We start from the raw sequence: 22,025 nt of genomic DNA on the forward strand, positions 1-22,025 counted from the left end.
TGTCGAAAGGAACCACACATGTCCACCCCCTCCTTCCCGGAAACGAACCCGCAGGACGGCGCCAAGCCGCACCTCGAGTCCTCCGCTCAGCAGCCGTCCTCGTCCTCGCAGTCGCACGCCTTCGCGCCGCAGTACTCCTCCGGCCCGTACCAGCCCGGTCAGTACGCGCCGGCCGGCTACCAGGCGCCCCAGTACCAGGACTATTCCGCGCCCCAGTACTCGACCCCTGACTACGCGGGCGCCGAGTACCCGTCGAACAGCTTCGGTCCGGCGGGTTCGCAGGCGACGGCTCAGGCCCCGAAGCCCCGCAAGCGCCGCTTCGGCACGGTCGCGCTCCTCACCGCGGGCCTCCTTGTCGGCGGCGTCGTCGGTGGAGGCGTTGGCGGAGCCGTCGTCGGCGGCTTCGGCTCATCCCAGGTGGCGGCAGGGTCGTCCAGCTCGCAGTCGATCACGGTCAACAACCCGCAGGACGCGACGCTCGTGACGAGCATCGCCGCGGTGGCCTCCCCGAGCGTCGTCACGATCTCCGCATCCTCCGGTCAGACGGGGGCGAGCGGCTCTGGTGTCGTCGTCGACGGTTCCGGGTACATCGTCACGAACAACCACGTCGCGACGATCGACGGCGCTACCGGCAACGCGGAGCTCTCCGTCCAGACGAGCGACGGCCGCCTGCTGCCGGCGACCCTCGTCGCCGGCGACCCCGTGCTCGATCTCGCGATCATCAAGGTCGAGGACACGTCGCTGACCCCCATCACGTTCGCTGACTCCGACTCGCTCAATGTGGGCGATGTCGCCGTCGCCATCGGTGCTCCGCTCGGTCTCTCCGACTCGGTGACCGAGGGCGTCGTGAGCGCCCTCGACCGTGGCATCCTCGTCAGCTCCTCCGCGGTCCCGGAGGAGGTCCAGTCTGACGGCACCCAGGAAGACAGCCCGTACAACTTCTGGCGCGGCGACCCGAACTCGTCCGAGGGGCAGACGAGCACCCAGGGCTCGTCCTCCGTCGCTCTCCCGGTCATCCAGACCGATGCCGCCATCAACCCGGGCAATTCCGGTGGCGCGCTGGTCAACCAGGACGGTGCCCTCATCGGCATCAACGTGGCGATCGCTGGCGCCGGCAGCAGCAGCAGTGGCGCGTCCGGCAACATCGGCGTCGGCTTCTCGCTGCCCTCGAACCTCGTGAAGCGGGTGGCGGAGCAGCTCATCTCGAGCGGTGCCGTCTCGCACGGGTTCCTCGGAGCGAGCGTCAGCGACCCGACGGCGGCGGACTCGAGTGTGGCGGGGGCCTACGTGACGCAGCTCACCGCAGGAGGCCCAGCGGCGCAGGCCGGCATCCAGGCGGGTGACGTGATCACCTCGTTCGGTGGACATCGCGTCTCCAGCTCGACGGACCTGACGGCCCAGATCCGTGCCCTCGAGCCGGGAACGCAGGTCGAAGCCGTGCTGATGCGCGGCGGCCAGGAGCAGACGGTCCGGGTCACGGTGGGCGAGCTCGGGCAGTAACGGCAAGAACGGCGACGCCTCCTTTCGGCGCCAGCGGGCACGCACCTATCCTTGGTGCGTGCCCGCTTCTGTGCTGACTGTCGCCGCCATCTGCTTCGAGGATTCCGAGGGGCAGGTGCTCACGGTCCGCAAACGCGGGACGACGAAGTTCATGCTCCCCGGTGGGAAGCTCGAACCGGGGGAGTCGCCGAAGGCGGCGGCTCTTCGCGAGATCGAGGAGGAGGTGGGGATCGTGCTCGACGACGCCGACGTGACGCTCCTCGGGGAGTGGAGGACCGCGGCCGCGAACGAGGCGGCGACCGGCCTGATCGGCACGGTGTACCTGGCTGAGCTGACCGGGACGCCACGGGCTCGCGCCGAGATCGCGGAGCTGCGCTGGGTGGACGCGTACCCGTCGCCGGGAGCCGACCTGGCCGACCTCGCGCCGTTGCTCAGTGAGTGCGTCATGCCCGAGCTTCGGAGGCGTCGCGACGCGCGTGGCTGAGCGCTTCCTGAACCGCTAGAACATTCTCCGATATATCGCTTGACAGCGACTCTTCTCCGATATATCGTCGAGCTATCGGAGTTGCAAGGTGCAGCTCCGGCAGAAAGGTTCACCATGCGCAAGCACTTCACCCACAACCACCACCCGTTCGACGCAGACCGAGGCCGCTCCCACGAACAGGGCCGAGGGTTCGGCCATGAGGCCGCACAGGACGAGCGCGTCCGTCGCTTCTCGCACGGATTCGGCCCGGGACGAGGATTCGGTCCCGGATTCGGGCCTGGGGCCGGCCACGGTCCAGGCTTCGGCCCGAAGTTCGGCCCACGCGGCCACCGCCGTGCAGGCAAGGGCGACGTCCGCGCCGCCATCCTCTCTCTCCTCGCGGAAGGCCCCTCCAACGGCTACGGCCTCATCAAGGGCATCGCAGAGAAGACCGACGGCGTCTGGCGCCCAAGCCCCGGCTCCGTCTACCCGACGCTGCAGCAGCTCGTCGACGAAGACCTCATCGAGCAGGGCGGCACTGAGAAGAAGCCGGTCTTCGAGCTCAGCGAATCGGGCCGCACCTACGTGGCCGAGCACGCCGAGGAACTCGAGCAGGGCTGGCGAGGCGTCGCCGGGATGTCAGAGTCCGCGAGCAGCCTTCGCGAATCGGCCATGCAGTTCATGGGCGTCATGCAGCAGTTCCGGCTCGGTGCGAGCGAGGAGCAGCAGCAGGAAGCCACCAAGGTCCTTGACGACGCCCGCAAGGCGCTCTACACGATCCTCGCCAAGTAGCGGCGCGGATGCCGACGGCCAAGAGCGCCCACCCGCGGCGCCGGAGGGCGAAGGTCAGGAGCGGTCGCGCTGCTTGGACTCGCGTCGCTCCTGGATCTTCGCCTCGCGCGCCAGCTTCCGCAGCTCCTTCTCGAGGTCGTCGAAGCGATCTCCGCGTTCCGGGTCGTCCTCTGGCGAGTTCGGCAGCTGCATCCGCGGACTGCCCTTCGACCACGGGTCGAGCAGCTCGTGCTCGATGTGCGACGAGATCTCGGTCCACGCATCGGCTCGTGCCTGCTCGATCAGCCCGTCGATGAACGCGTCGTCCTCGCGATCCGCTTCGATGCGCTCGCTCACCGCCTGCGAGGCCCGCTCGCGGAAGCTCAGCGTCTCGATGTCCGCGTGCCGGTAGTCGTGGGCGCTCAGCGACCTGCCTGGTCGCGCGCGGTCCCGAACCCCGGCCACGCGCTCAGCCGAGTACCGCAGCTCCTTGAGGACCCGGTCGAGCGAGGCGTTCGCCGCCTCGCGATAGTCGGCGGCAGCGAACGGCACCTTCTCGCCGACGGTCCGCTTGATGATCGAGTTCTTCACGTCGAGACGCACGATGCGCATCGCCAGCAGCAGGCCATCGTCGATGGCCTCCGAGAGCTCAGGGAAGATGACCGGCGGCAGTCCGGTCTTCTTCTTGGGCTTCGTCTGCTGACTCGTGGAAGCTGTCCGTGCTTTGCGGCGCCAGCGGAACATCATCCCTGGCCCTTGGGAGCCTGAGACTCCTGGTGCGGGAGTCCAGCCGCGCCGAGCTTCGTGGCTCCGCGGGAGCGGGCTCGCTGCTCCTCGAGAGCTTCCAGGAACTCCGCCTCCCAGGCCACATCGACGTCGATGCCCTGTCGCCTGGCTTCCTCGACGCTCAGCTCACGCGGGAAGCCGTGCGTGTCGGAGAGCAGGAACACGTCGGCGCCGGTGAGGGTCGACCCCTTGTACGCAGCGAGCGCCTTGAGGCCGCCCTTGAGCGTGCGCCGGAACGAGCGCTCTTCCTTGACGAGCACCGCGACGACTTCGTCTCGGCGCTCGCGCACCTCCGGGTAGTCATCCACGTAGAGGTCGGCGATCGTCGGCACGAGCTCCGCGAAGAAGTTCTCGGAGATACCGAGGATGAGGGCCTCTCGGATCGCGCGACGCACGAGGCGGCGCATGACGTACCCCTGCTCCTTGTTCGACGGCACGACTCCGTCAACCGCCAGGAACGTCGCCCCGCGCAGGTGGTCGGCGATGATGCGCATCGAGAGCGTGTGCTCTTCGTAGCTCTTGCCGCTCAGCTGCTCGATCTGCTCGACGATCGGGCGCAGGAGCGAGATCCGGAAAACGTCGGGGGAGTGGATCGCTGCCGCGGCGATGCGCTCGAGTCCACCGCCGAAGTCGACGTTGCGTCGTTCGAGCTCGACGAAGGAGCCGTCTTCGACGCGCCGGTACTGCATGAAGACCTGGTTGCCGATCTCCATGAACTGGCCGCTGTCGCTCGCCGGGTGCGCGCGACCGTACGAGGGGTCGTGATTCTCAGGTCCGAAGTCGTAGAAGACCTCGCTGTCGGGGCCGCAAGGGTCTCCGATGGGGGTCGCCTCGAGCGATCCGCCACGTGACCACCAGTTCTCGCTGCCGTCGTAGAAGAAGATGCGCTCGCCAGGGTTCACGCCGCGGGCGTCGCCGTCCGCCTGGCTCCCCATCTCGACGATGCCGGCTTCGATCCCGCGCTCCGCGAAGGCGGCCTGCCAGATGCGGGCGGCCTCGTCGTCCCGCGGGATGCCCGCGGCCTCGTCGCCGATGAACGCGGTCACGTAGAGACGGTTCGGGTCGATGCCGACCTCGTCGACGAGGAACGACAGGAATGCGGGGATCTGCTCCGCCTTGAAGTAGTCGCCGAGGCTCCAGTTGCCGAGCATCTCGAAGAACGTCGTGTGGCGGTTGTCGCCGACGTCCTCGATGTCCTGCGCGCGCACGCAGGGCTGGCTGTCGGTGAGGCGCGTTCCGGCTGGGTGGTCTTCGCCGAGAAGGTAGGGCAGAAGGGCCTGCATACCGCTCCCGGTGAAGAGCGTCGACCCGTCCCCGCGGGGGATCAGCGGGGCTCTGTCGATCCTGACGTGCCCGAGTCGCTCCTGGTAGTCGAGGTAGGCATTGCGAATCTCATGCGCGTCCATGTGGAGAGTGTTTCACAACTCCGGATGTCGTATCGTGATCTCGCCGAACGTGGGGGCGTTCAGGCACTCGGAGACGAGTGCTCGAGTGAGGTTCAGGGGAGTCGTCTGTGCAGGAGATCGCGCAATTGTGGACCGGTGCGACGGGGCTGTCGACCGCGCACGTCGCCGACGGATGCGTGCGGGCCGGGGTGGCCGTGCGCTGCGGGCCCGCCGCGGTGAGGTCCGTGTCGGAGGATGCGCCGCGACTCGCGGGGCGCTGCCTTCCCGTTCGCCACTGCGGCAGCGTCGACGTCCTCCTCGAGGCCATGGATCGGGCGCACCCCGGCGACGTGCTGGTCGTCGACAACCAGGGCCGCACCGGCGAGAGCTGCGTCGGCGGCCTCATCGTGCTCGAGGCGAAGGCGGCGGGGCTCGCGGGCATCGTCATCTGGGGACTGCACCGGGACACGCGCGAGGTCCGTCGCGCGGGTCTTCCGGTGTTCAGTCTGGGCTCGCTGTCGGCGGGGCCCGCGCGCCTCGACGAGCGTCGGCGCAGCACGTTCTCGTCCGCGGAATTCGGGGAGCACACCGTGCGCACGCGCGACGTCGTCTTCGGTGACGAGGACGGGGTCGTCTTCGTGCCAGGGGATCACGCCAACGAAGTGCTCATGCACGCCCTGCAGCTCAGGGACGCCGAGCGCTCGCGAGCCACGAGCATCCGCTTCGGCACGACTCTCCGCCAGCAGGTGCAGTTCTCCGCCTACCAGCGGGCGCGCCGGACCGAGCCGGAGCTCACGCTGGACGAGCATCTCGCCCGGACCGGCGACGCCGGTAGCGTGTGAGCCCTCGTAGCTTCCTCGGCGACCGCCTCGCTGAGACCTAGGCGACCGTCTCGCTCAGGCGAAACGTCGCGGAGGTCGACTCCTCGCTCAGCTGCCACAGGCGCTCGGCCCGCTCACGGTCGCGCTGCGTGGTCGGCTTGTCCAGCTTCACAGGGGCACCGCGCACGGTGCGCGCCGGTCCGAGGTAGTCGCCACCGGCAACCGTGTCGCTCGTCAGTGCGTGCACGGCGATGGCCGCAGCCCGATGCTTGCCGTGAGCGAATGGCCCGGCGAGGCGCGACGCGAAGCGCTGCCAGGCGGTCGGCTCGTTCACGCCCGTGCGCACCGGGGTTGCCCCGTTGACGGGAATGCCCGGGTCGACGACCAGCGCCTCCGCCGGTGCGCCGGCTGCTCGCAGGCGACGATCGAGCTCGAACGTGAACATCTCGAGCGCGTGCTTCGACGCGGCGTACGCGCGGCGCGGCTCGTACAGGTGCGTGCTCTGCCAATCCTCGAGATCGAACGGGTAGATGCGGGTGGCGAGGCTGCCGACGGCCACCACCCGGCTGATCTCCGTCGCATCGCCGCGGGCTGCGGGCTTCGGGGCGACCAGCGCATCCATGAGCTGAGCCGTGAACTCGAAATGGCCAAGGTGGTTGGTCGACATCGTGAGCTCGCGACCGGCGGCATCGTGCTCGCGCTGCGTTCCTGGAGCCATGTGCGCGGCGTTCAGCAGCACCCCGTCGAGGCGCTCGCGGGAGCTCAGCGAAGCGGCCGCGCTCGCGATGGACTCGCTCGACGTGAGGTCGAGGACGATGCGGCTCGTGCTCGCATCCGGCACCTGCTCGGTGATGGAGATCAGGGCCGTGTTGAGTTTCTCGATGCTGCGCCCGAGCAGCACGACGTGGTGGCCGCGGCGTGCGAGCTCTTCCGCGGCGAAGTAGCCGACACCCTGCGTGGCACCGGTGATGGCGAAGGTCTTCATCGTCACACTCCTTCAAGCCTCGAACGTTTCGAGACTCAGAGTACAACGCTTCGATTGCTGAAATATTTCCGTGGCGTAAGGTACTGAATATGGATTCGCTGGAACGGGCGATGCGTGCCGTTTACGAAACCGCGCAGAGCACCAATGTGGCTGCTGAGCGGGAACTCGAAGCGCTCGGGCTCACCTTCCCGACCGCGCAGGCGCTCTGGGCGATCGATCCGGACGCGCAGCCCCCCGCGATGAAAGAGCTCGCGACCAAGCTGCACTGCAACGCCTCGAACCTCACCTTCGTCTCCGACCGCCTCGTCGACCGCGGCCTCGTCGAGCGCCGGGAGAGCGAGCACGACCGACGCTCGCGGGTGCTGACGCTGACCACCGAGGGCAAGCGGGTGCGGAAGCTCGCGATCGCAGCGCTCAAGCGCGCATCGCCCCTCGCCGGCTGCAGCAGCACCGAGCTGAAGGCCATCGCGAAGAGCCTGACCTCCCACGACGCGTGACCACTTCCTCAGCCCCCGAGCGGGGGAGCGACTGATGGAGACGTGGACCGCCGCCTCCGTCGACGACCTCGTGTGCGTCGAGCTCCCACGCAGCTCTCGCCTGCTCGCCCTGGCCATGGGGGCCGCGAACGTCATCATGCAGCTCTCCAACCCCGCCGTCGGGCAGGGGGTCGCGCACAGCCGCGTCACCAGTGGGCGCCTCGACGTGCACCCCATTAAACGCACCAGGACGACCCTGAGCTACCTCGCCGTGGCCGTCCTCGGCACCGTGGAGGAGCGCCGCGCGTACCGCAGGGCGGTCACACGGCAGCACGCGAAGGTGCGCTCCGACCGTGACCCGCGAGCCACCGAGGAATACTCGGCCCTCCGCGTCGATCTGCAGCGCTGGGTCGCGGCATGCCTGTTCGTGGGCTCCCGCGACGTACTCGAGCTCGTCGAAGGACCACAGGCTGGCGCATCCGCAGAGCGCTTCCTGCTCGAAGGGCGCGTCTTCGGGACCACCCTGCAGATGCCGCCGAGCGCGTGGCCGGACAACACCGCCGCTTTCGAGGAGTACTGGCGCGGCGAGCTCACGAAGCTGCGCATCGACGACGAGGTGCGCAGCTACCTGCTCGACATCGCCAGGCTCGAATTCGCCGCGGCGGTGCTTCCAGAGCGGATGCGGGCCTGGCATCAGCGGCTCACGGTCGGCTTCCTGCCGCCCGAGTTCCGGCGCGCGCTCCGCGTCAGGTGGACGCCGGCGGACGAGGCCTGGTTCCGGCGGCAGCGCGCCGTCTTCGTGCGAATCGAGCGAGTGCTCCCGCTCGCCGCCTCCGGCCTCGTGTACCGGCTGCTGCTGGCCGACGTGCGCTGGCGCATCCGCCGCGACCGCCCGCTGGTGTGACGGACGCGGGCACCGTCGCCGTGCCCACGCTCGCCCCGCGAGCTCGCGTGCGAGACCCAGGGCGCGCACAGTCTCCCGACGCGTGAACGTAACGTGACGTCCACACTCCCGTAGCAGGGCCCGTCCAGGCTCACAGCATGACCACCCGCGTAGACCCGTTCATCGGCACAGAGCCCACCGCGCTGCCGACGCAGACGGGCCTCGCCGCGACCTGGTGGTGGCCGAAGCCGCAGATCGGCAACACGCATCCGGGCGCCACCTACCCACTCGGGATGGTCTCGGCCTGCGCCTACTCTGGCGCCTACCCGACCGGCTACGGCCGCTACGACCTCAGCCTCGAGGGCATCCCCGAGACGATCTACGACGGCACACTCGCCTCGGGATTCACGCACTTCCAGCAATCGGGCACCGGGGCGATCCGCAAGTACTACAACTACTTCCGCGTCACGCCCATGATCGAGCCGCTCGACGTGCTCGGGCGCACCTGGTCGCTCGACGACGAGGACGCCTCACCCGGCTACTACGCGGCGACGCTCGGCAATGGCATCCGCGCCGAGATCACCGTGGGTCCCAAGAGCGCCGTGCACCGATACACGTTCCCGAAGCACTCGAGCGCCAGGGTCGTCGTCGACTTCTCGCTCGGCGGCCTCGCCATCCCCTACGGAGCCACGGTCCCGCTGCGGGCCCACCTGGAGACCGTCAGGCCCGGCGTCGCGACGGGAGAGATCGTGGCAGAGGGGGCCCCGCTCGCCGTGCACATCGAGTGCGACACTCCCCAGTGGCGCCAGATGCTGTGGCACGATCGGCGCCTCATGCCCGGCGGCACGCGCCTCGACTTCGACCACATCCGCCCCACGACGCTGCGGCCCTTCGGCCTCATGTGGGCGGGGCCGAGCGAGGAGGGCCAGGTCGTCGAGGTGCGCATCGGCTTCTCTCTGCGCGGGGTCGAGCAGGCCGAGCAGAACCTCAGGGACGACTGCGGCGACGGGGAGGGCAGGTTCGCGGACCGACTCGCCGACACCGGGCGCGCCTGGCAGGAGCTGCTCGATGAGGTCCAGGTCGAGACGGGCTCTACCGAGCGCGAGACGGTCTTCTCGACGGCCATGTACCACTCGTTCGTCAAGCCCTCCTTCGCCCTCAACGAGAGCCCCTTCTGGCCAAGCGACGGACCCTTCGTCTTCGACCTGTCCACGATGTGGGACATCTACCGCACCCAGCTTCCCCTGCTCACTGCGCTGCGCCCGGACAAGGCCGTCGAGCTCGCCAACGCGCTCCTCACCATCTGCGAGGAGGAAGGCAACTTCCCGATCGGCTACCGCATGGCAAAGGGCAGCGATCGCTTCTCCCGGCAGGGCAGCGCGCTCGCGCACACCTTCCTCGCCGACCTCTGCCAGCTCGGGCTGCCTGGCATCGACTGGGACTGGGCGCTCGTGCACATGGCCGATGACCTGCGGCGCACGTACGGCGAGGAGTTCCTGCTGCGCGGCGTCGCGCATCCCATCACGCACACCCTCGACCTCGCGTTCGGGTACTGGTGCACGGCCCGCGTCGCGGCCCGAGTCGGCGACCTCCAGCTCGTCCAGCAGCTCGAGAAGCGCGCAGGGCAGTGGCGGGGCGCGTTCGACCCGGCCACGGGCCTGCTCGTCGACTCCAACTTCTATGAGGGCTCCAAGCACAACTACTCGTTCCGGATCCTCCACGACATGGCAGGGCGGATGCAGCTGAGCGGCGGGCCGGAGGGTTTCGTCGCGCAACTCGACGAGTTCTTCGGCTACGGTGCCCCGCCCGTCGTTCAGCCCGGCCGGTCACCCGGCATCGCGGAGCTCGCGGCCGGCTACGCCCTCGGGCGCTTCGAAGGCCTCAACAACGAACCCGACATGGAGGCACCGTGGGCGTACCACTACGCCGGACGCCCGGACCGGACCGCGGAGATCGTGCACGCCATCATCACCCAGCAGTACGCGACGGGCCGAGGCGGCCTGCCAGGCAACGACGACTCGGGCGGCCTCAGCTCCTGGTACGTCTGGGCCTCGCTCGGGCTGTTCCCCGTGGCGGGACAGGCGAGCTTCCTCATCAACGCGCCCGCCTTCGCCGAGTCGTCGCTCGCGGTCTACGGGGAGCGCTTCCGCATCACGACGACAGGGTTCCGCGAACCCGCGCACGGCGGCCCAGTCCAGTACGTGCAGAGCGCCCACCTCGACGGTAGGCCGCTCAGCAGGAGCTGGCTGTCGCCGAGCGAGCTCATGGCGGCGCAGGAGCTGCACCTGGAGCTCGGGCCCGAGCCGAGCGACTGGGGCACCCGCGAACAGGACCTGCCGTCGTCGTTCCCAGCACCAGCATCCGCCCCACCAGCCGCACCCACCTCACCCGCAGCATCCATCCCCGCCACCCCACCCCTCGTCGACGGCCAGCCGGCGACACCAAACCCGGGAGGACCCTCATGAACAAGATCCAGAACCGCCTCGTGATCGTCGTCCGCGCCGATCCAGTCATCTGCGGGCACTCCGTCGAGGCCCGCAACCTGGCGGAGGCCGCACGCCTGCGCGGCTTCGACGAGGTGCGCATCGTCACCTGGCCAATCGAGCGCCTGCAAGCGGCAGGGCTGCCGCTCAAGCCCCTCGAGACGGTCATGCCCTACAGCGATGGCATCTTCGTCGACCGCCCCGCCCCCGTCGGCGACTACAAGGTTCCGGACGGCCGCTACCTCGCTGGGATCGTCGGCCGCCTCGTCGAGCTCTTCACGGACGGGGTGCCGACCGTCTGCATGTCGCTCTACCTCAGCCCCCACACGCTCGCCGTGGCGGAGGCGCTCACCGTCGCCCGTTCGACGGGCCTGCCCGTCAACGTCACGACCATCGCCGAGGCCGTCGGCTCCGACGTCACCAACGTCGTCAAGCACGCCGTCGAGGAGGGCCGCCTCGGCGCGGCAGCCCACATCCTCTCGGCCTACCTGTCCCAGGACGTGTGCGTCGCCGTCTCCGAGTACACGCGCGATCTCATCGTCGGGGAGGCCGCCAAGGTGGACGCGCAGCACGGCACCCGCTACGCCCCCCAGTGCCAGGAGCGCATCGACATCTCCTACCCGGCCATCGACTCGAGCGCGTACGTCGACCTCGCTGACGACGACATCACCGCCGCCGTGGAGGCTCGCGGACTCAAGCGCGACGGCTACGTCATGTTCCTGTCGAGGCTGACAGAGGCGAAGGGCGTCGAGGATCTCATCGCGGGCTTCGAGCAGTCCCGCGTCGCCGACGACCCCGAGATCCAGCTCGTCATCGCGGGACGAGGGCCGCAGGCCGAGGAGCTGAAGGCGATCGGTGCCGGGTCTCCGCTGGCCGACCGCATCCACTTCCTCGAGGACGTGGGCGACGCCGAGAAGCCCTTCCTGATGGCCGGATGCGCGGCGTTCGTGCTGCCCACGAAGCCGCGCCCCGAGTTCATCGAGACCTTCGGCATCGCGCTCGCCGAGAAGATGCTCGCAGGCGGCGGGCCGGTCATCACGACCGTCACCGGCGGCGTCGGGGAGGCCGTGGGGGACCACGCGCTCATCGTGCCCGTCAACAGCCCATCGTCGATCGCGGATGCGCTCAACACGGCGGTCCTCGAGACGAGCGCCGCCGAGCGGCGGCTGCTTGCCGTCCAGGCGCGCGACTACGCGCTCCAGTTCGACCGGCTGGCGGTCTTCGACAAGCTCTTCGACCGGCTGCCTCGAGTCGCGATGGCGGCCTGACCCGCGCGGCACGAGAGTGCCTGCTCGAGTGTCTGTCCAACTTCAGTGCAATTCCGGGGGCTCGCGCCATCGCGAGGTCGATTGGGCCGAATATTGCACCGAAGTTGGACAGGCTGGTGGGTGCCCGCGTCCGCGAGACGGGGCGTCGGCCAAACGGGGCGGCTCAGGCTGCGAGGAGGGCGTCGAGCTTCTCGTACCCCTCTCGTACGCCGTGCTCCATGCCGCTCGCGACGAGCCCGTCGCGCATCTCGAACGACTCGAGCAGACTCGTGCTCGTCACCCGAGTGCGGCCGCCCTCGAGCGCCTCGAACACGATGGTCTCGAGGAGCACGCCGTCCGGAATCATCTCGAAGGTCTGCGTCTGCACGATGCGCTCGTTCTCCCGGACCTCGTGGAACGAGCCGTAGAAGGTCGCGATCTCCTCGCCGTCCTTGAGGTTCACCCACCGGTACGCGCCTCCTGTGGTCGCGTTCCAGTGGTCGATATTCGTCGAGACCTCGTGCGGGCCGACCCACTTCGTGAAGAGGTCAGGGTCGACGAACGCGCGGAACACGCGTTCCGGGGTGGCCTCGAACTCGCGGACGACGGAGACGTTCGGCACGTCTTCGCCAACCGTGACGGCGGTGTCGTTGGCTGATGTGGTGCTCATAATGTGGTTCCTTTCGCTGTTTCTGGGTCTGGTGCTGGGCGCTGCGTGGCGTCGTCCGGCAGGGTCTCGAGCAGCGCGTCGAGTCGGCGAAACCGCGCCTCTGCGGCTGCCTGGTAGCGCTCGATCCACGCGGTCATGAGGCTGAGGACCTCCGCTTCGAGGTGCCGGGGTGCGCGGACCGCGCTGCTCGTGCGGGTGACGAGGCCCGAGTCCTCTAGGACGCGGAGGTGCTTCGAGATCGCCTGCACGGAAACGTCGTAGGGGGCTGCGAGCTCTCCGACGGTCGCGTCGCCGCTGGCGAGCCTCGCGACGATGTCGCGTCTCGTCGGGTCGGCGAGCGCCGCGAAGACGGGGGAGAGCGCGTCGGTGGTCATAGCTCCTCGACTGGGTTCGTCAACCGTGTGGTTGATGAACCCAGTCTGCGACGCGCGGGAGCACTTGTCAACCTTTCGGTTGATGAACCTCAGGCTCGAAGGAGCTGGCGAGCCGCCTCGAGTGCGTCGCGTGCGGCATCGCCATCGACGCGCGCGATCGTCAGGGCGCCGACGACGGCCGCGGTCACGAGTGTGGCCGTGCCCTCAGTGAGGTCGAGCGCGCGGGTGCCCCGCGAGATCGCACGCTCGAGCGTCGCTCGGTAGTCGGTGATCGAGGCGCGAATCTCCCGGTCTTCGGAGAGTGAGCTGGAGGCCGTCGCGAGCAGGAGGCAGCCGCGGACGTCGTTGCGATGCTCCTGGGTCGCTACGGCATCTGAGAGGCGAGCCAGGTAGTCGTCGAGCGCGGATGCGGGTGTCGGATCCGCGAGCAGTGGCGCGAGCAGCGGGTGTACGACGTCGTCCAGGTAGCTCTGCACTGAGGCGTCGAAGAGGCCGCGCTTGCTGCCGAAGGTGTTGTAGATGCTCGATCTGCTCAGGCCGGTAGCGGCCTCGATGTCGCTCGTCGACGCGGAGTCGTAGCCCTGGCGCCAGAAGAGGGTGCGTGCGCCGGCGATGACGTCCTGGCGGTCGAAGCTCATCGTGCGTGCCATGTGGCCTCCGATACTGTAACGTTCGTTGCAGAATACACCGATCCTGGAGCTGACATGCTTATCGCCGCCCTCGTCTTCGCCGCCCTTGCGGCGCTTGTCCACGTCTACATCTTCATCCTCGAGTCGGTCCGCTGGACGGCGGAGTCGACGAGGAAGACGTTCGGCATCCCCTCCCTCGAGGTCGCCGAGACGACCAGGTCCATGGCCTACAACCAGGGCTTCTACAACCTCTTCCTCGCGATCATCGCCGGCCTCGGCGTCATCCTCGCGATCGCAGGGCAGAGCGTGATCGGCGCGACGCTGATCTTCGCCGGAGCGGGCTCCATGCTGCTCGCCGCGCTTGTCCTCGTCACGAGCGACCGCACGAAGCTGCGCGCCGGCACCGTACAGGGCAGCTTCCCGCTGCTCGCCGTGGTGCTGCTATGCATCGCAGCTGCCACGGGAGCGCTCGCCGCCTGAGTCGAGCTGGGCTGACGGGCAAGACGAGCGGGTACGCTCGATCCATGCAGGAAGCGTCCCCAGCACAGCAGGCCACGATCGCCGTCATCACGGTCTCGGATCGGTCTTCGCGGGGCGAGCGCGAGGACCTCTCGGGTCCAGCGGCGCTCGAGGCGCTCGCCCGGCACGGCTACACGGCGGTGACGCTCAGCGTCGTCCCCGACGGAGCCACGGTTGTCCGTGACGCCATCGCCCACGCGGCGGACTCGGACGCGCACATCATCCTCACCCTCGGCGGCACGGGCCTCTCGCCCCGCGACGAGACCCCTGAGGCCACCTGGCCCCTCATCACCCGCGAGCTTCCCGGCATCGCCGAAGCGCTGCGAGCGACAGCCCGCGACCGGGTCCCGACGGCCGTGCTGTCGCGCGGGCTCGCGGGCATCATCGACCGACCGGGGCGCGGAGCGCCGAGCCTCGTCGTCAATCTCGCCGGCTCACCGGGCGCCGCACGGGACGGCGTCGCGCTGCTGGCCCCGCTCATCCCGCACATCCTGGACCAGCTCCGAGGCGGAGATCACACTCCGTGAGTGCCAGCCCCCTCGCCCGAGTCACGAGCGACGAGCTGCTCCTCGCCGAGCACCTCGCCGCCGTCGAGGATCCCCACGCGGGCGCCGTCGTGACCTTCGTCGGCCAGATCCGAGACCACGACCCCGAGGCGAGCGGACGAGTCGTCTCACTCGACTACACCGCGCATCCCGACGCCGAGCACGTCCTCGAGAGCCTCGTCGCGCACCACGCCCGTGACGGCGTGCGGGTCGCCGTGAGCCACCGGATCGGACACCTCCGAGTGGGCGACATCGCCCTCATCGCCTGCGTCGCCAGCGCGCACCGCGGCGACGCCTACGAGGTGAGCCGGGCCCTCGTCGAGGCGGTCAAGGCCGAGGTGCCGATCTGGAAGCAGCAGCACGAAGCCGACGGCGCGACCTCCTGGGTGGGTCTGCCATGACCGGCGTCCCTGTCACGATCGCACGCCGCCCGAGGCTCGTGGAGCCGCAGCTCGAGCCTGCGCCTGGCGACCCGATCGTCGACAAGCACGGCCGGGTGCACCGCGACCTCCGCATCTCCCTCACCGACAAGTGCTCGCTGCGGTGCACGTACTGCATGCCGGCCGAGGGCGTCGAATGGCTGGCCAAGGCGAGCATCCTCTCCACCGAGCAGATCGTGCGCATCGCCCGGATCGCGGCGGCCTCCGGCATCACCACGTTCCGGCTGACCGGAGGCGAGCCGCTCCTGCGTCCGGACGTCGTGGAAGTCGTGCGGCGCATCTCCGAGCTCCGGGGTCCGGATGGCCCCGTCCAGGTCGCGATGACCACCAACGGCATCCGCCTCCCGCAGATGCTCCCCGACCTCATCGACGCCGGCCTCGACAGGCTCAACATCTCCATCGACACGATCAGACGCGAGCGCTTCACTGCGCTCACCAGGCGAGACAAGCTCGACGAGGTGCTCATCGGCATCCGCGCTGCCCAGAATTCCTCCCTGCGCCCCCTCAAGCTCAACGCCGTCGCGATGCGGGGCGTGAACGACGACGAGATCGTCGAGCTCGTGGAGTTCGCCATGGAGCACGACGCGCAGCTGCGCTTCATCGAGCAGATGCCGCTCGACGCCGGACACACCTGGGACCGCGCGCAGATGGTGACGCGCGAGGAGATCCTCGAGTCGCTCGGCGCGAGGTTCACGCTCGAGCCCGTGCCCGGCCGCGGCGGCGCCCCCGCCGAACGGTGGACGCTCGACGGCGGCCCGCACACGGTCGGCGTCATCGCCTCCGTCACGGCGCCCTTCTGCGGCAACTGCGATCGCCTGCGCCTCACCGCCGACGGTCAGCTGCGCAACTGCCTGTTCTCGACGAGCGAGTACGACCTCATGCCGATCCTCCGAGCCGAGGCCGCCAACGCAGGCGACGGTGATGCAGCGGCCGACACCGCGGCGAGCGCCGCCGCCACGGATCTCGCGATCGACGGCCTGCTGCGCTCGTGCATCCACAACAAGCTGCCCGGGCACGCCATCAACGACCCGAGCTTCCTGCAGCCAGCTCGTGGGATGAACGCCATCGGCGGCTGACGACCCGGCGTCGCTTCAGCCTCCCGCGAAGGGCGGCAGCACGTCGACGGATGCGCCCGGCGAGATCGGTGCGTCGGCGTCGGAGGTCCGCACTCCGTCGATCAGGAACGAGCACCGGGACAGCACCTCTGCGATGTGGGCGTCGCCCGAGGGGTTGAGCGTGCGGACGAGCGCGGCCACCGTCGCCGCTTCGATCGTGAAGTCGCTGCCACCGACAGCCTCCGCCGCTCCGGCGAAGACGCGGACGCGGCTCGGGGCGCTCACGACTCCTGCTCCCAGGAGAGCGCTCGAGCCGTCACGAGCTCAGCGAGTCGGCTGAGGGCTTCGGGGGAGTCGGCCGCGGAGCTCTGGCGGCCGAGGGCGAGCCCGAGCGCGAAGGTCGTGAGCGGTGCCGCTGGCCTGGCGACGTTGTGCGCGACATCCTTCGCGACGTCGAGGAGCGCGGCGATGTCGATCTCGTCGTCGATCTCGAGCACGCGCTTGGCCTCGGCGAGCCAGGCGTCGAGTGCTTCCGGTGGCAGGTGCTTGGGAGTCTCGGTCATGGTCTCTGGGCCTTTCCGTGAGCGGTGATGGTCTGCTGTGCGGCGCGGGCATGCTCGGCTGCGCCGTCGACCGAGTCGACCGAGTCGACCGAGTCGACCCAGTCGACCGAGCCGGCCGTGCCGGCAGCGTCGAAAGCTTCGATCGCCGCGTCGGCGCGTGCGGCTGCGAGCTGCTCTGGGGTATCGATGTCGGCGCTGGCGCCGCGCCGGTCAGGCACTCGGGTCAGCGCGAGGGACTCCAGGACGTGGCGGAGGGCCAGCCCGTGCACACCGGACGCTGCGGCCGCATGCTCGAGGGCGAGCCTGAGCGCTGTCGTGCGGTAGATGCCGGCCAGCCACTGCGGGCGTCCATCGCTATCGACGACCACGAATCCGTCGGGGCCGCCCACGGGTACGCCATGTGCCGAGGCAGCCCCCACGGCCGAGGCAGGCGGGGAGCCGTCCCCGTCAAAGTCAGATTCACTGTCAGATTCACCGTCGGACGCCGCCGGGCCGCGGCCGCTCGCCTCCGTGAGCAGCTCGACGAGCGCAGGAGCTCGGGGCAGGTCGCAGGCGAGCAGGAGCAGCCACGGCGCCGACACGCTGGGGAGGGCGGCCGCGAGGCCAGCTGCGGGGCCGCCGAACGCGGGGTCCTCGCGGATCAGCTCGGCGGGCGCCTCCACGGCGACCGCACCGACCACGATGGTGCGGATCGCGCCGGCGTCGTGAGCCGCGCCGAGCGCCACGTCGATGAGGCGCCTGCCCCCGACCTCGAGATCGCCCTTGCTGACGCCACCGAGACGGGAGCCGCGGCCACCCGCGAGGATGACCGCATCGAGACCCGGGGTCGGGCGGCGGCTGCGCGGCGGCGGCGCTACTGCTCGCGCTTCCACGGCCCCGACTTCCCGCCCGTCTTCGCGATGAGCTTGATGTCTCCGATCGTGACCGACTTGTCGATGCCCTTGACCATGTCGACCAGCGCGAGCGCTGCTACCGAGACGGCAGTGAAGGCCTCCATCTCGACGCCGGTGCGGTCGGCGGTGCGCACCGTCGCCGTGATGAGCACGCCGTCGCCTCGCAGCTCGAGATCGACGGTGGCGCCGTGCACGCCGATGATGTGGGCGAGCGGCAGGAGTTCAGCGCACTTCTTAGCACCCTGGATGCCGGCGATGCGCGCTACGGCGAACGCGTCTCCCTTCGGCACTGCGTCGTTGGTGAGGGCCTCGAGCACGTCGGCGCCGCAGTAGACCATGCCGGATGCCGTCGCGGCCCGCACTGTCGGCTGCTTCTCGGTGACGTCGACCATCCGTGCGTGGCCGGCTGCGTCGAGGTGCGTGAAGTTCGTCATGGTCAGAGTCTGGCACCCACGTCCGACATCAGGCGGACCACCTGCACGACGTCGCCCTCTTCAACCCGCTCGACACGCGCATCCACGATGGCGTAGCCGTTCGCGTCGGCGAGGCTGCCCACGAGGTGCGAACCCGAGCCCCGCGCGGCGGCCGGCGAGACCACGACCCCCGAGTCGGTGGTGCGGATGCGCGCCGGCAGGTACTGGCGGCGCCCGGGCGGCGTGCGCCAGCCGGTCGCGGCGCGCGCGCTGAGGCGCGGGTCCTCGACGACCGAGGCTCCCTGCAGGGCGCGCAGGCACGGACGGACGAAGACGAGGAACGACACCCAGGCGCTGACGGGGTTGCCTGGGAGGCCGAAGACGAGGGGGCCGAGCTCGCCCTCGCCGACCCACGGCTCGGCGAGGCGACCGAAGCCCTGCGGCTTGCCTGGCTGCATCGCGACCTTCTCGAACCGCACCTGGCCGCCAGGGGAGAGGAGCTCCTTGACGGGGTCGTAGGCGCCCATGCTCACGCCGCCGGTGAGCACGATCACGTCGCAGCGGCCCGCGAGCGCCTGCAGTGCGGCTTCCAGTTCGGTGACCTCGTCGGACACTCGGACGACGTCGACGAGCTCGCTTCCGTGCTCGATGGCCAGGGAGGAGATGAGGAGCGAGTTCGAGTCGGGGATCTGCCCGCGATCGAGCGCCTCGCCTGGCGCGACGAGCTCGCTTCCTGTGGCGATCACGGCGACGCGCGGGCGTCGCGCGACGGAGACCGTGCCGTACCCGGCCGAGGCCAGTGCGGAGAGCACCTCGGCGCTCCCGCGCGACCCTGCGGTGACGAGCGGGTCTCCGGGCTGGCGGTCCTCGCCGGCCGAGCGGATGTGCACGCCGCGCTTCGCCGGGGCGGTGATGCTCACCCGCCGCTCACCGCCGTCGGTCGCCTCGACGGGCACGATCGCATCGGCGTCCGCCGGGACGGGGGCGCCGGTCATGATGCGGGCGGCCTGTCCGCTCGCGAGGGAGGGGTCGGAGGCGGTGCCCGCTGGAAGGTCGGCCACGACGTCGAGGATCACCGGCGACTCGGGGCTCGCTGCGGCCACGTCGTCCGAGCGGACCGCGTAGCCGTCCATAGCTGAGTTCGTCCAGGGTGGCAGCGCGTATCGCGATACGAGGCTCTCCGCCAGGTACCTGCCGTGGGCTGCCGCCAGCGGAACGGTGTCGTTCGGAAGCTGGCGGGACTCGCCCAGCACGCGTGCAAGCTGCGTCTCGACCTCGATCATGCCCGTGCCCCCGTCTGAGACGCATCCACTCCGAGTGTGCCGCTGGAGGCTCGCAGCACCTGCAGCTGAGGTGTCTGCACCACTCGCACGTCGAAACCGTGCGGCGCGAGGAGCAGCGCCGCCCGCCTGGCCCTCGCGGCGGAGACGCAGTAGAGGTTGAACGGGGCATCCCGCGTGCCCGGGTGCCCTCCCGCGAGCCCGAGAAGTCGCGTTCTCAGCACCTCCGGCTCACGTTCCAGCTGGAGCAGCTCGCTGAGCGGCAGCGACTGGGCGCCTGGCAGCGCATCTACGGCGTACTCGTCCGGCTCGCGCACGTCGATCAGCTGGCCGCGCGAGTCCCGAACCGGATCGAAGTCGAGCGGGGCCGGCCTCGCCTGCGGGGCTGTTCGGTCCTCCTCCGGAGCGGGCGATGCTGTCGGCGGCCGCGAGCTTGCTGTCCGTTTGGCAGTGGTGCCTGCCACGTGGTCGCGGGCGGCGTGATCGGTTGCTCGGAGCGGCACCTCGGAGACGCGCATCGTGAGCGCCTCGACGACGAGGAGCCTGCCGAGCAGCACCTCGCCGATCCCGGTGATGAGCTTGATCGCCTCGGTCGCCATCATCGAGCCCACGACGCCGCAGAGCGCGCCGAGCACACCCGCCTCGGCACACGACGGCACCGAGCCCTCCGGTGGCGGCTCGGGGAACACGTCGCGCAGGGTGACGCCCTTCGCAGGCGCCGGCGGCGTCGACCAGAACACGGTGAGCTGCGCGTCGAAACGCAGCACGGAGCCCCACACGAGCGGCAGGCCGAGGCTCGTGCACGCGTCGGCCACGGCGTAGCGCGTCGGGAAGTTGTCGGCGCCGTCGAGCACGAGGTCGTAGCCCCCGAGGATGCGCTCGGCGCTCGTCCCATCGAGGCGCTCATCGTGCTCCACGACCGTCACCTCTGGCGCGAGGCGCCGGAGGCTGCGCGCGGCGCTCGCGGTCTTGCGAGCGCCGACGTCGTCGATGCCGTGGATGACCTGCCGGTGCAGGTTGCTCGGCTCGACCGCATCCGCGTCGATGATCCCGATCGTGCCGACCCCCGCCGCCGCGAGGTACTGCAGCGCCGGAGCGCCGAGGCCCCCGGCTCCCAGGACCGCGACCCGGCTGGCGGCGAGGCGGCGCTGCCCGATCTCGCCGAGCTCGGGCAGGCGGCGCTGTCGAGCGGTTCGGGCGAGCTCGTCGCCCCGGAGTTCTGGGGACGGTTCGACAAGCGGTGCGAGGCGCATGGCGTCACCCTACCGCCGCATCCCGCGCAGCCAACCGGCAGGCGACCCTGCCCGGTCCACCTCGCGCCCGCGACGCTCGCCGCACACGCCGCCCAGGGCTGACTTGTGGTCGCCATCCGCGAGGAATGACGACCATAAGTGCGCTTTCGGCAGGAATGGTGGGCGGGCGCGGCTGCGCGCGGCGAGCTAGCATGATGGCGTGGGTCGGATCACGGTGCGACGGAGCGTCACACGCCTGAGCCTCGGGAAGCCCCCGAGCAGGAAGGCCGACTTCCTCGCGGCCGAAGAGCCTCTCGAGATCCGCGTCGGCGGACAGCAGCTGGCGATCACGATGCGCACCCCGGGCAACGACTTCGAGCTCGCGGCAGGCTTCCTCGTCTCCGAGGGCGTCATCTCACGCGGCGAGCAGTTCCGCTCGGCGATGTACTGCGCCGGTGCCGACGGGAGCGCGGATGGTCTCAACACCTACAACGTGCTCGACGTCCGCCTCTCCGCTGAGACCCCGCCACCTGACCCCGACCTCGCGCGCAACTTCTACACCACGAGCTCCTGCGGGCTCTGCGGCAAGGCGAGCATCGACGCCGTCGAGCTGACCTCGAACTACGACGTGGCCCGCGACCCCGTCACACTCCAGGCGGCTCGACTCGTGACGTTCCCCGACAAGCTCAGGGAACAGCAGGAGGTGTTCGAGAAGACCGGCGGCCTGCACGCGGCGGCGCTCTTCGACGCCGCGACCGGCGATCTCCTCGTGTTGCGCGAGGACGTCGGACGGCACAACGCCGTCGACAAGGTCGTCGGCTGGGCGGTGCAGAACGACCGGCTCCCGCTCACCGGGACAGTGCTGCAGGTCTCCGGCCGATCGAGCTTCGAGCTCGTCCAGAAGGCCAAGATGGCGGGCATCCCCATCCTCGCGGCCGTCTCAGCCCCCTCATCGCTCGCCGCCGACCTGGCTGAGGCCAGCGGCATGACCCTCATCGGGTTCCTTCGCGGGGAGTCGATGGTCATCTACTCGCGCCCCGACCGCATCCTGGCTGCCGAGGAAGCAGCGCTCGACGCAGAAGCTGAGACCGACGCAGAGGCCGGGGCGGGAGCATGGAGCTAGCGAGCTGGGAGAGCTTCTTCGTGGCGACGGTGGGCGCCGGCGCCGCGCTCGCGGGCCTCATCATCGTCGCCATGTCCGTCAACGTCGCGACCATCATCGCGATCGAGAGCATGCCATCCAGGGCCGGGGCGACGATCGCCTCGCTGCTCCTCATCGTCATCGTCGGTGCGGCAGGTCTCATCCCCGCCATCAGTCTTCCGGCGTTCGGCGCAGTCACGCTCGCCTTCACCCTCGTCGTGGCCGTGCTCTACTGGCGCACGAGCGTCATCGGCTTCAGGAACCCTCACGGGCACCTGCGGGATCACGTGCTGCGCGCACTCTGGAGCATCCTCCAGCTGCTGCCCATGATCGTCGGAGGGGTGCTCGCCTTCGGGGCATCGGACGGTGCCCTGTACTGGGTCGCCGCGGGCTTCCTCCTCACCTTCGCCGGGGCGACGCTCAACGCGTGGGTGCTGCTCGTCGAGATCCTGCGCTAGCGAGCATCAGCGG

General features: G+C 69.9%; 26 protein-coding genes. 14 read left to right on the forward strand and 12 right to left on the reverse strand.

Annotated features, from left to right (window positions below):
- Positions 1–18 precede the first annotated feature (18 nt).
- From GV007_RS15560 to GV007_RS15570, 3 genes are all read left to right on the forward strand, one after another.
- On the forward strand, positions 19–1,500 hold the full coding sequence (locus tag GV007_RS15560) for a S1C family serine protease (protein WP_160073980.1): 1,482 nt from the start codon (positions 19–21) through the stop codon (positions 1,498–1,500).
- A gap of 58 nt (positions 1,501–1,558) precedes the next feature.
- Entirely contained in the window at positions 1,559–1,984 is a 426-nt protein-coding gene (locus GV007_RS15565) for an NUDIX hydrolase (RefSeq protein ID WP_201297722.1), read from the forward strand.
- Between the two features lie 114 nt (positions 1,985–2,098).
- Complete coding sequence (locus tag GV007_RS15570) at positions 2,099–2,755, forward strand: PadR family transcriptional regulator (RefSeq protein WP_160073982.1); 657 nt, start codon at positions 2,099–2,101, stop codon at positions 2,753–2,755.
- A gap of 54 nt (positions 2,756–2,809) precedes the next feature.
- Here the strand turns inward: GV007_RS15570 and GV007_RS15575 are convergent, their stop codons facing one another.
- Positions 2,810–3,481 (reverse strand): hypothetical protein, encoded by a 672-nt coding sequence (locus GV007_RS15575; RefSeq protein ID WP_160073984.1) that lies wholly within the window; start codon positions 3,479–3,481, stop codon positions 2,810–2,812.
- Complete coding sequence (locus GV007_RS15580; RefSeq protein ID WP_160073986.1) at positions 3,478–4,926, reverse strand: alanine--tRNA ligase-related protein; 1,449 nt, start codon at positions 4,924–4,926, stop codon at positions 3,478–3,480. The genes GV007_RS15575 and GV007_RS15580 overlap by 4 nt, the downstream gene beginning before the upstream one ends.
- 107 nt (positions 4,927–5,033) lie before the next feature.
- On the opposite strand from GV007_RS15580, the gene GV007_RS15585 reads away from it, so the two are divergent.
- Entirely contained in the window at positions 5,034–5,747 is a 714-nt protein-coding gene (locus tag GV007_RS15585; RefSeq protein WP_201297723.1) for an RraA family protein, read from the forward strand.
- Positions 5,748–5,784: 37 nt separating this feature from the next.
- Here the strand turns inward: GV007_RS15585 and GV007_RS15590 are convergent, their stop codons facing one another.
- Positions 5,785–6,711, reverse strand: a complete 927-nt coding sequence (locus tag GV007_RS15590; RefSeq protein ID WP_160073988.1) for an SDR family NAD(P)-dependent oxidoreductase — start codon at positions 6,709–6,711, stop codon at positions 5,785–5,787.
- Positions 6,712–6,800: 89 nt separating this feature from the next.
- On the opposite strand from GV007_RS15590, the gene GV007_RS15595 reads away from it, so the two are divergent.
- The 4 genes from GV007_RS15595 to GV007_RS15610 all read left to right on the forward strand — a co-directional run bounded on the left by GV007_RS15595 (position 6,801) and on the right by GV007_RS15610 (position 11,821).
- On the forward strand, positions 6,801–7,208 hold the full coding sequence (locus GV007_RS15595) for a MarR family winged helix-turn-helix transcriptional regulator (protein WP_104242245.1): 408 nt from the start codon (positions 6,801–6,803) through the stop codon (positions 7,206–7,208).
- A 34-nt stretch (positions 7,209–7,242) separates the two neighbouring features.
- A complete protein-coding gene (locus GV007_RS15600; RefSeq protein ID WP_160073990.1) occupies positions 7,243–8,091 on the forward strand; it encodes an oxygenase MpaB family protein in 849 nt (282 codons plus the stop codon).
- A gap of 137 nt (positions 8,092–8,228) precedes the next feature.
- Complete coding sequence (locus tag GV007_RS15605; RefSeq protein ID WP_160073992.1) at positions 8,229–10,535, forward strand: glycoside hydrolase domain-containing protein; 2,307 nt, start codon at positions 8,229–8,231, stop codon at positions 10,533–10,535.
- A complete protein-coding gene (locus GV007_RS15610) occupies positions 10,532–11,821 on the forward strand; it encodes a glycosyltransferase (protein WP_160073994.1) in 1,290 nt (429 codons plus the stop codon). The genes GV007_RS15605 and GV007_RS15610 overlap by 4 nt, the downstream gene beginning before the upstream one ends.
- A 163-nt stretch (positions 11,822–11,984) precedes the next feature.
- Here the strand turns inward: GV007_RS15610 and GV007_RS15615 are convergent, their stop codons facing one another.
- The 3 genes from GV007_RS15615 to GV007_RS15625 all read right to left on the reverse strand — a co-directional run bounded on the left by GV007_RS15615 (position 11,985) and on the right by GV007_RS15625 (position 13,494).
- Positions 11,985–12,470 (reverse strand): SRPBCC family protein, encoded by a 486-nt coding sequence (locus GV007_RS15615; RefSeq protein WP_160073996.1) that lies wholly within the window; start codon positions 12,468–12,470, stop codon positions 11,985–11,987.
- Positions 12,467–12,844: an ArsR/SmtB family transcription factor gene (locus GV007_RS15620; protein WP_160073998.1), complete on the reverse strand. Its 378-nt coding sequence runs from the start codon at positions 12,842–12,844 to the stop codon at positions 12,467–12,469. Before GV007_RS15620 ends, GV007_RS15615 begins: the two co-directional genes overlap by 4 nt.
- An 89-nt stretch (positions 12,845–12,933) precedes the next feature.
- Positions 12,934–13,494, reverse strand: coding sequence for a TetR/AcrR family transcriptional regulator (locus GV007_RS15625; protein WP_160074000.1), 561 nt, complete (start codon positions 13,492–13,494; stop codon positions 12,934–12,936).
- A 54-nt stretch (positions 13,495–13,548) separates the two neighbouring features.
- Between GV007_RS15625 and GV007_RS15630 the strand changes: the two genes are divergently transcribed.
- Genes GV007_RS15630 through moaA form a run of 4 tightly spaced genes read left to right on the forward strand, consistent with a single transcriptional unit; the run spans position 13,549 to position 16,053 of the window.
- On the forward strand, positions 13,549–13,953 hold the full coding sequence (locus tag GV007_RS15630; RefSeq protein WP_160074002.1) for a DUF1304 domain-containing protein: 405 nt from the start codon (positions 13,549–13,551) through the stop codon (positions 13,951–13,953).
- Between the two features lie 44 nt (positions 13,954–13,997).
- The gene (locus GV007_RS15635) at positions 13,998–14,519 is read left to right on the forward strand and encodes a MogA/MoaB family molybdenum cofactor biosynthesis protein (RefSeq protein WP_160074004.1); all 522 of its coding nucleotides are present in this window, start codon (positions 13,998–14,000) and stop codon (positions 14,517–14,519) included.
- Positions 14,516–14,938, forward strand: coding sequence for a molybdenum cofactor biosynthesis protein MoaE (locus tag GV007_RS15640; RefSeq protein WP_160074006.1), 423 nt, complete (start codon positions 14,516–14,518; stop codon positions 14,936–14,938). The genes GV007_RS15635 and GV007_RS15640 overlap by 4 nt, the downstream gene beginning before the upstream one ends.
- Positions 14,935–16,053: a GTP 3',8-cyclase MoaA gene (gene moaA / locus GV007_RS15645; protein ID WP_160074008.1), complete on the forward strand. Its 1,119-nt coding sequence runs from the start codon at positions 14,935–14,937 to the stop codon at positions 16,051–16,053. The genes GV007_RS15640 and moaA overlap by 4 nt, the downstream gene beginning before the upstream one ends.
- Positions 16,054–16,068: 15 nt before the next feature.
- Here the strand turns inward: moaA and GV007_RS15650 are convergent, their stop codons facing one another.
- From GV007_RS15650 to GV007_RS15675, 6 genes are read right to left on the reverse strand one after another with little or no spacing between them, the layout of a single operon-like run.
- Positions 16,069–16,317 (reverse strand): MoaD/ThiS family protein, encoded by a 249-nt coding sequence (locus tag GV007_RS15650; protein ID WP_160074010.1) that lies wholly within the window; start codon positions 16,315–16,317, stop codon positions 16,069–16,071.
- A complete protein-coding gene (locus tag GV007_RS15655) occupies positions 16,314–16,595 on the reverse strand; it encodes a DUF6457 domain-containing protein (RefSeq protein WP_160074012.1) in 282 nt (93 codons plus the stop codon). The genes GV007_RS15650 and GV007_RS15655 overlap by 4 nt, the downstream gene beginning before the upstream one ends.
- Complete coding sequence (gene mobA / locus GV007_RS15660) at positions 16,592–17,467, reverse strand: molybdenum cofactor guanylyltransferase (protein ID WP_160074014.1); 876 nt, start codon at positions 17,465–17,467, stop codon at positions 16,592–16,594. Before mobA ends, GV007_RS15655 begins: the two co-directional genes overlap by 4 nt.
- Entirely contained in the window at positions 17,449–17,922 is a 474-nt protein-coding gene (gene moaC, locus GV007_RS15665) for a cyclic pyranopterin monophosphate synthase MoaC (protein ID WP_104331413.1), read from the reverse strand. The genes mobA and moaC overlap by 19 nt, the downstream gene beginning before the upstream one ends.
- Positions 17,923–17,924: 2 nt before the next feature.
- Complete coding sequence (locus GV007_RS15670) at positions 17,925–19,184, reverse strand: molybdopterin molybdotransferase MoeA (RefSeq protein ID WP_160074016.1); 1,260 nt, start codon at positions 19,182–19,184, stop codon at positions 17,925–17,927.
- Positions 19,181–20,434 (reverse strand): HesA/MoeB/ThiF family protein, encoded by a 1,254-nt coding sequence (locus GV007_RS15675; protein WP_160074018.1) that lies wholly within the window; start codon positions 20,432–20,434, stop codon positions 19,181–19,183. Before GV007_RS15675 ends, GV007_RS15670 begins: the two co-directional genes overlap by 4 nt.
- A 199-nt stretch (positions 20,435–20,633) precedes the next feature.
- Here GV007_RS15675 and fdhD point away from each other — a divergent pair, with 199 nt between their 5' ends.
- Both fdhD and GV007_RS15685 read left to right on the forward strand, forming a co-directional pair.
- Positions 20,634–21,536, forward strand: a complete 903-nt coding sequence (gene fdhD / locus GV007_RS15680; RefSeq protein ID WP_160074020.1) for a formate dehydrogenase accessory sulfurtransferase FdhD — start codon at positions 20,634–20,636, stop codon at positions 21,534–21,536.
- On the forward strand, positions 21,527–22,012 hold the full coding sequence (locus tag GV007_RS15685; protein WP_160074022.1) for a hypothetical protein: 486 nt from the start codon (positions 21,527–21,529) through the stop codon (positions 22,010–22,012). Before fdhD ends, GV007_RS15685 begins: the two co-directional genes overlap by 10 nt.
- Positions 22,013–22,025: the final 13 nt, after the last annotated feature.

It is taken from the genome of Pseudoclavibacter sp. 8L (assembly GCF_902506465.1).
GTDB lineage: Bacteria > Actinomycetota > Actinomycetes > Actinomycetales > Microbacteriaceae > Pseudoclavibacter.

Bases quoted from the DNA above. Each gene is read 5' to 3' on its own strand.
- moaC (WP_104331413.1), bottom strand. From the start codon at position 17,922: ATGACGAACTTCACGCACCTCGACGCAGCCGGCCACGCACGGATGGTC.
- GV007_RS15675 (WP_160074018.1), bottom strand. From the start codon at position 20,434: ATGCGCCTCGCACCGCTTGTCGAACCGTCCCCAGAACTCCGGGGCGAC.
- GV007_RS15610 (WP_160073994.1), top strand. From the start codon at position 10,532: ATGAACAAGATCCAGAACCGCCTCGTGATCGTCGTCCGCGCCGATCCA.
- GV007_RS15600 (WP_160073990.1), top strand. From the start codon at position 7,243: ATGGAGACGTGGACCGCCGCCTCCGTCGACGACCTCGTGTGCGTCGAG.
- GV007_RS15670 (WP_160074016.1), bottom strand. From the start codon at position 19,184: ATGATCGAGGTCGAGACGCAGCTTGCACGCGTGCTGGGCGAGTCCCGC.
- GV007_RS15620 (WP_160073998.1), bottom strand. From the start codon at position 12,844: ATGACCACCGACGCGCTCTCCCCCGTCTTCGCGGCGCTCGCCGACCCG.
- GV007_RS15590 (WP_160073988.1), bottom strand. From the start codon at position 6,711: ATGAAGACCTTCGCCATCACCGGTGCCACGCAGGGTGTCGGCTACTTC.
- GV007_RS15655 (WP_160074012.1), bottom strand. From the start codon at position 16,595: ATGACCGAGACTCCCAAGCACCTGCCACCGGAAGCACTCGACGCCTGG.
- GV007_RS15615 (WP_160073996.1), bottom strand. From the start codon at position 12,470: ATGAGCACCACATCAGCCAACGACACCGCCGTCACGGTTGGCGAAGAC.
- GV007_RS15575 (WP_160073984.1), bottom strand. From the start codon at position 3,481: ATGATGTTCCGCTGGCGCCGCAAAGCACGGACAGCTTCCACGAGTCAG.
- GV007_RS15560 (WP_160073980.1), top strand. From the start codon at position 19: ATGTCCACCCCCTCCTTCCCGGAAACGAACCCGCAGGACGGCGCCAAG.
- GV007_RS15630 (WP_160074002.1), top strand. From the start codon at position 13,549: ATGCTTATCGCCGCCCTCGTCTTCGCCGCCCTTGCGGCGCTTGTCCAC.
- moaA (WP_160074008.1), top strand. From the start codon at position 14,935: ATGACCGGCGTCCCTGTCACGATCGCACGCCGCCCGAGGCTCGTGGAG.
- GV007_RS15580 (WP_160073986.1), bottom strand. From the start codon at position 4,926: ATGGACGCGCATGAGATTCGCAATGCCTACCTCGACTACCAGGAGCGA.
- GV007_RS15635 (WP_160074004.1), top strand. From the start codon at position 13,998: ATGCAGGAAGCGTCCCCAGCACAGCAGGCCACGATCGCCGTCATCACG.
- GV007_RS15570 (WP_160073982.1), top strand. From the start codon at position 2,099: ATGCGCAAGCACTTCACCCACAACCACCACCCGTTCGACGCAGACCGA.
- GV007_RS15595 (WP_104242245.1), top strand. From the start codon at position 6,801: ATGGATTCGCTGGAACGGGCGATGCGTGCCGTTTACGAAACCGCGCAG.
- GV007_RS15685 (WP_160074022.1), top strand. From the start codon at position 21,527: ATGGAGCTAGCGAGCTGGGAGAGCTTCTTCGTGGCGACGGTGGGCGCC.
- GV007_RS15605 (WP_160073992.1), top strand. From the start codon at position 8,229: ATGACCACCCGCGTAGACCCGTTCATCGGCACAGAGCCCACCGCGCTG.
- GV007_RS15625 (WP_160074000.1), bottom strand. From the start codon at position 13,494: ATGGCACGCACGATGAGCTTCGACCGCCAGGACGTCATCGCCGGCGCA.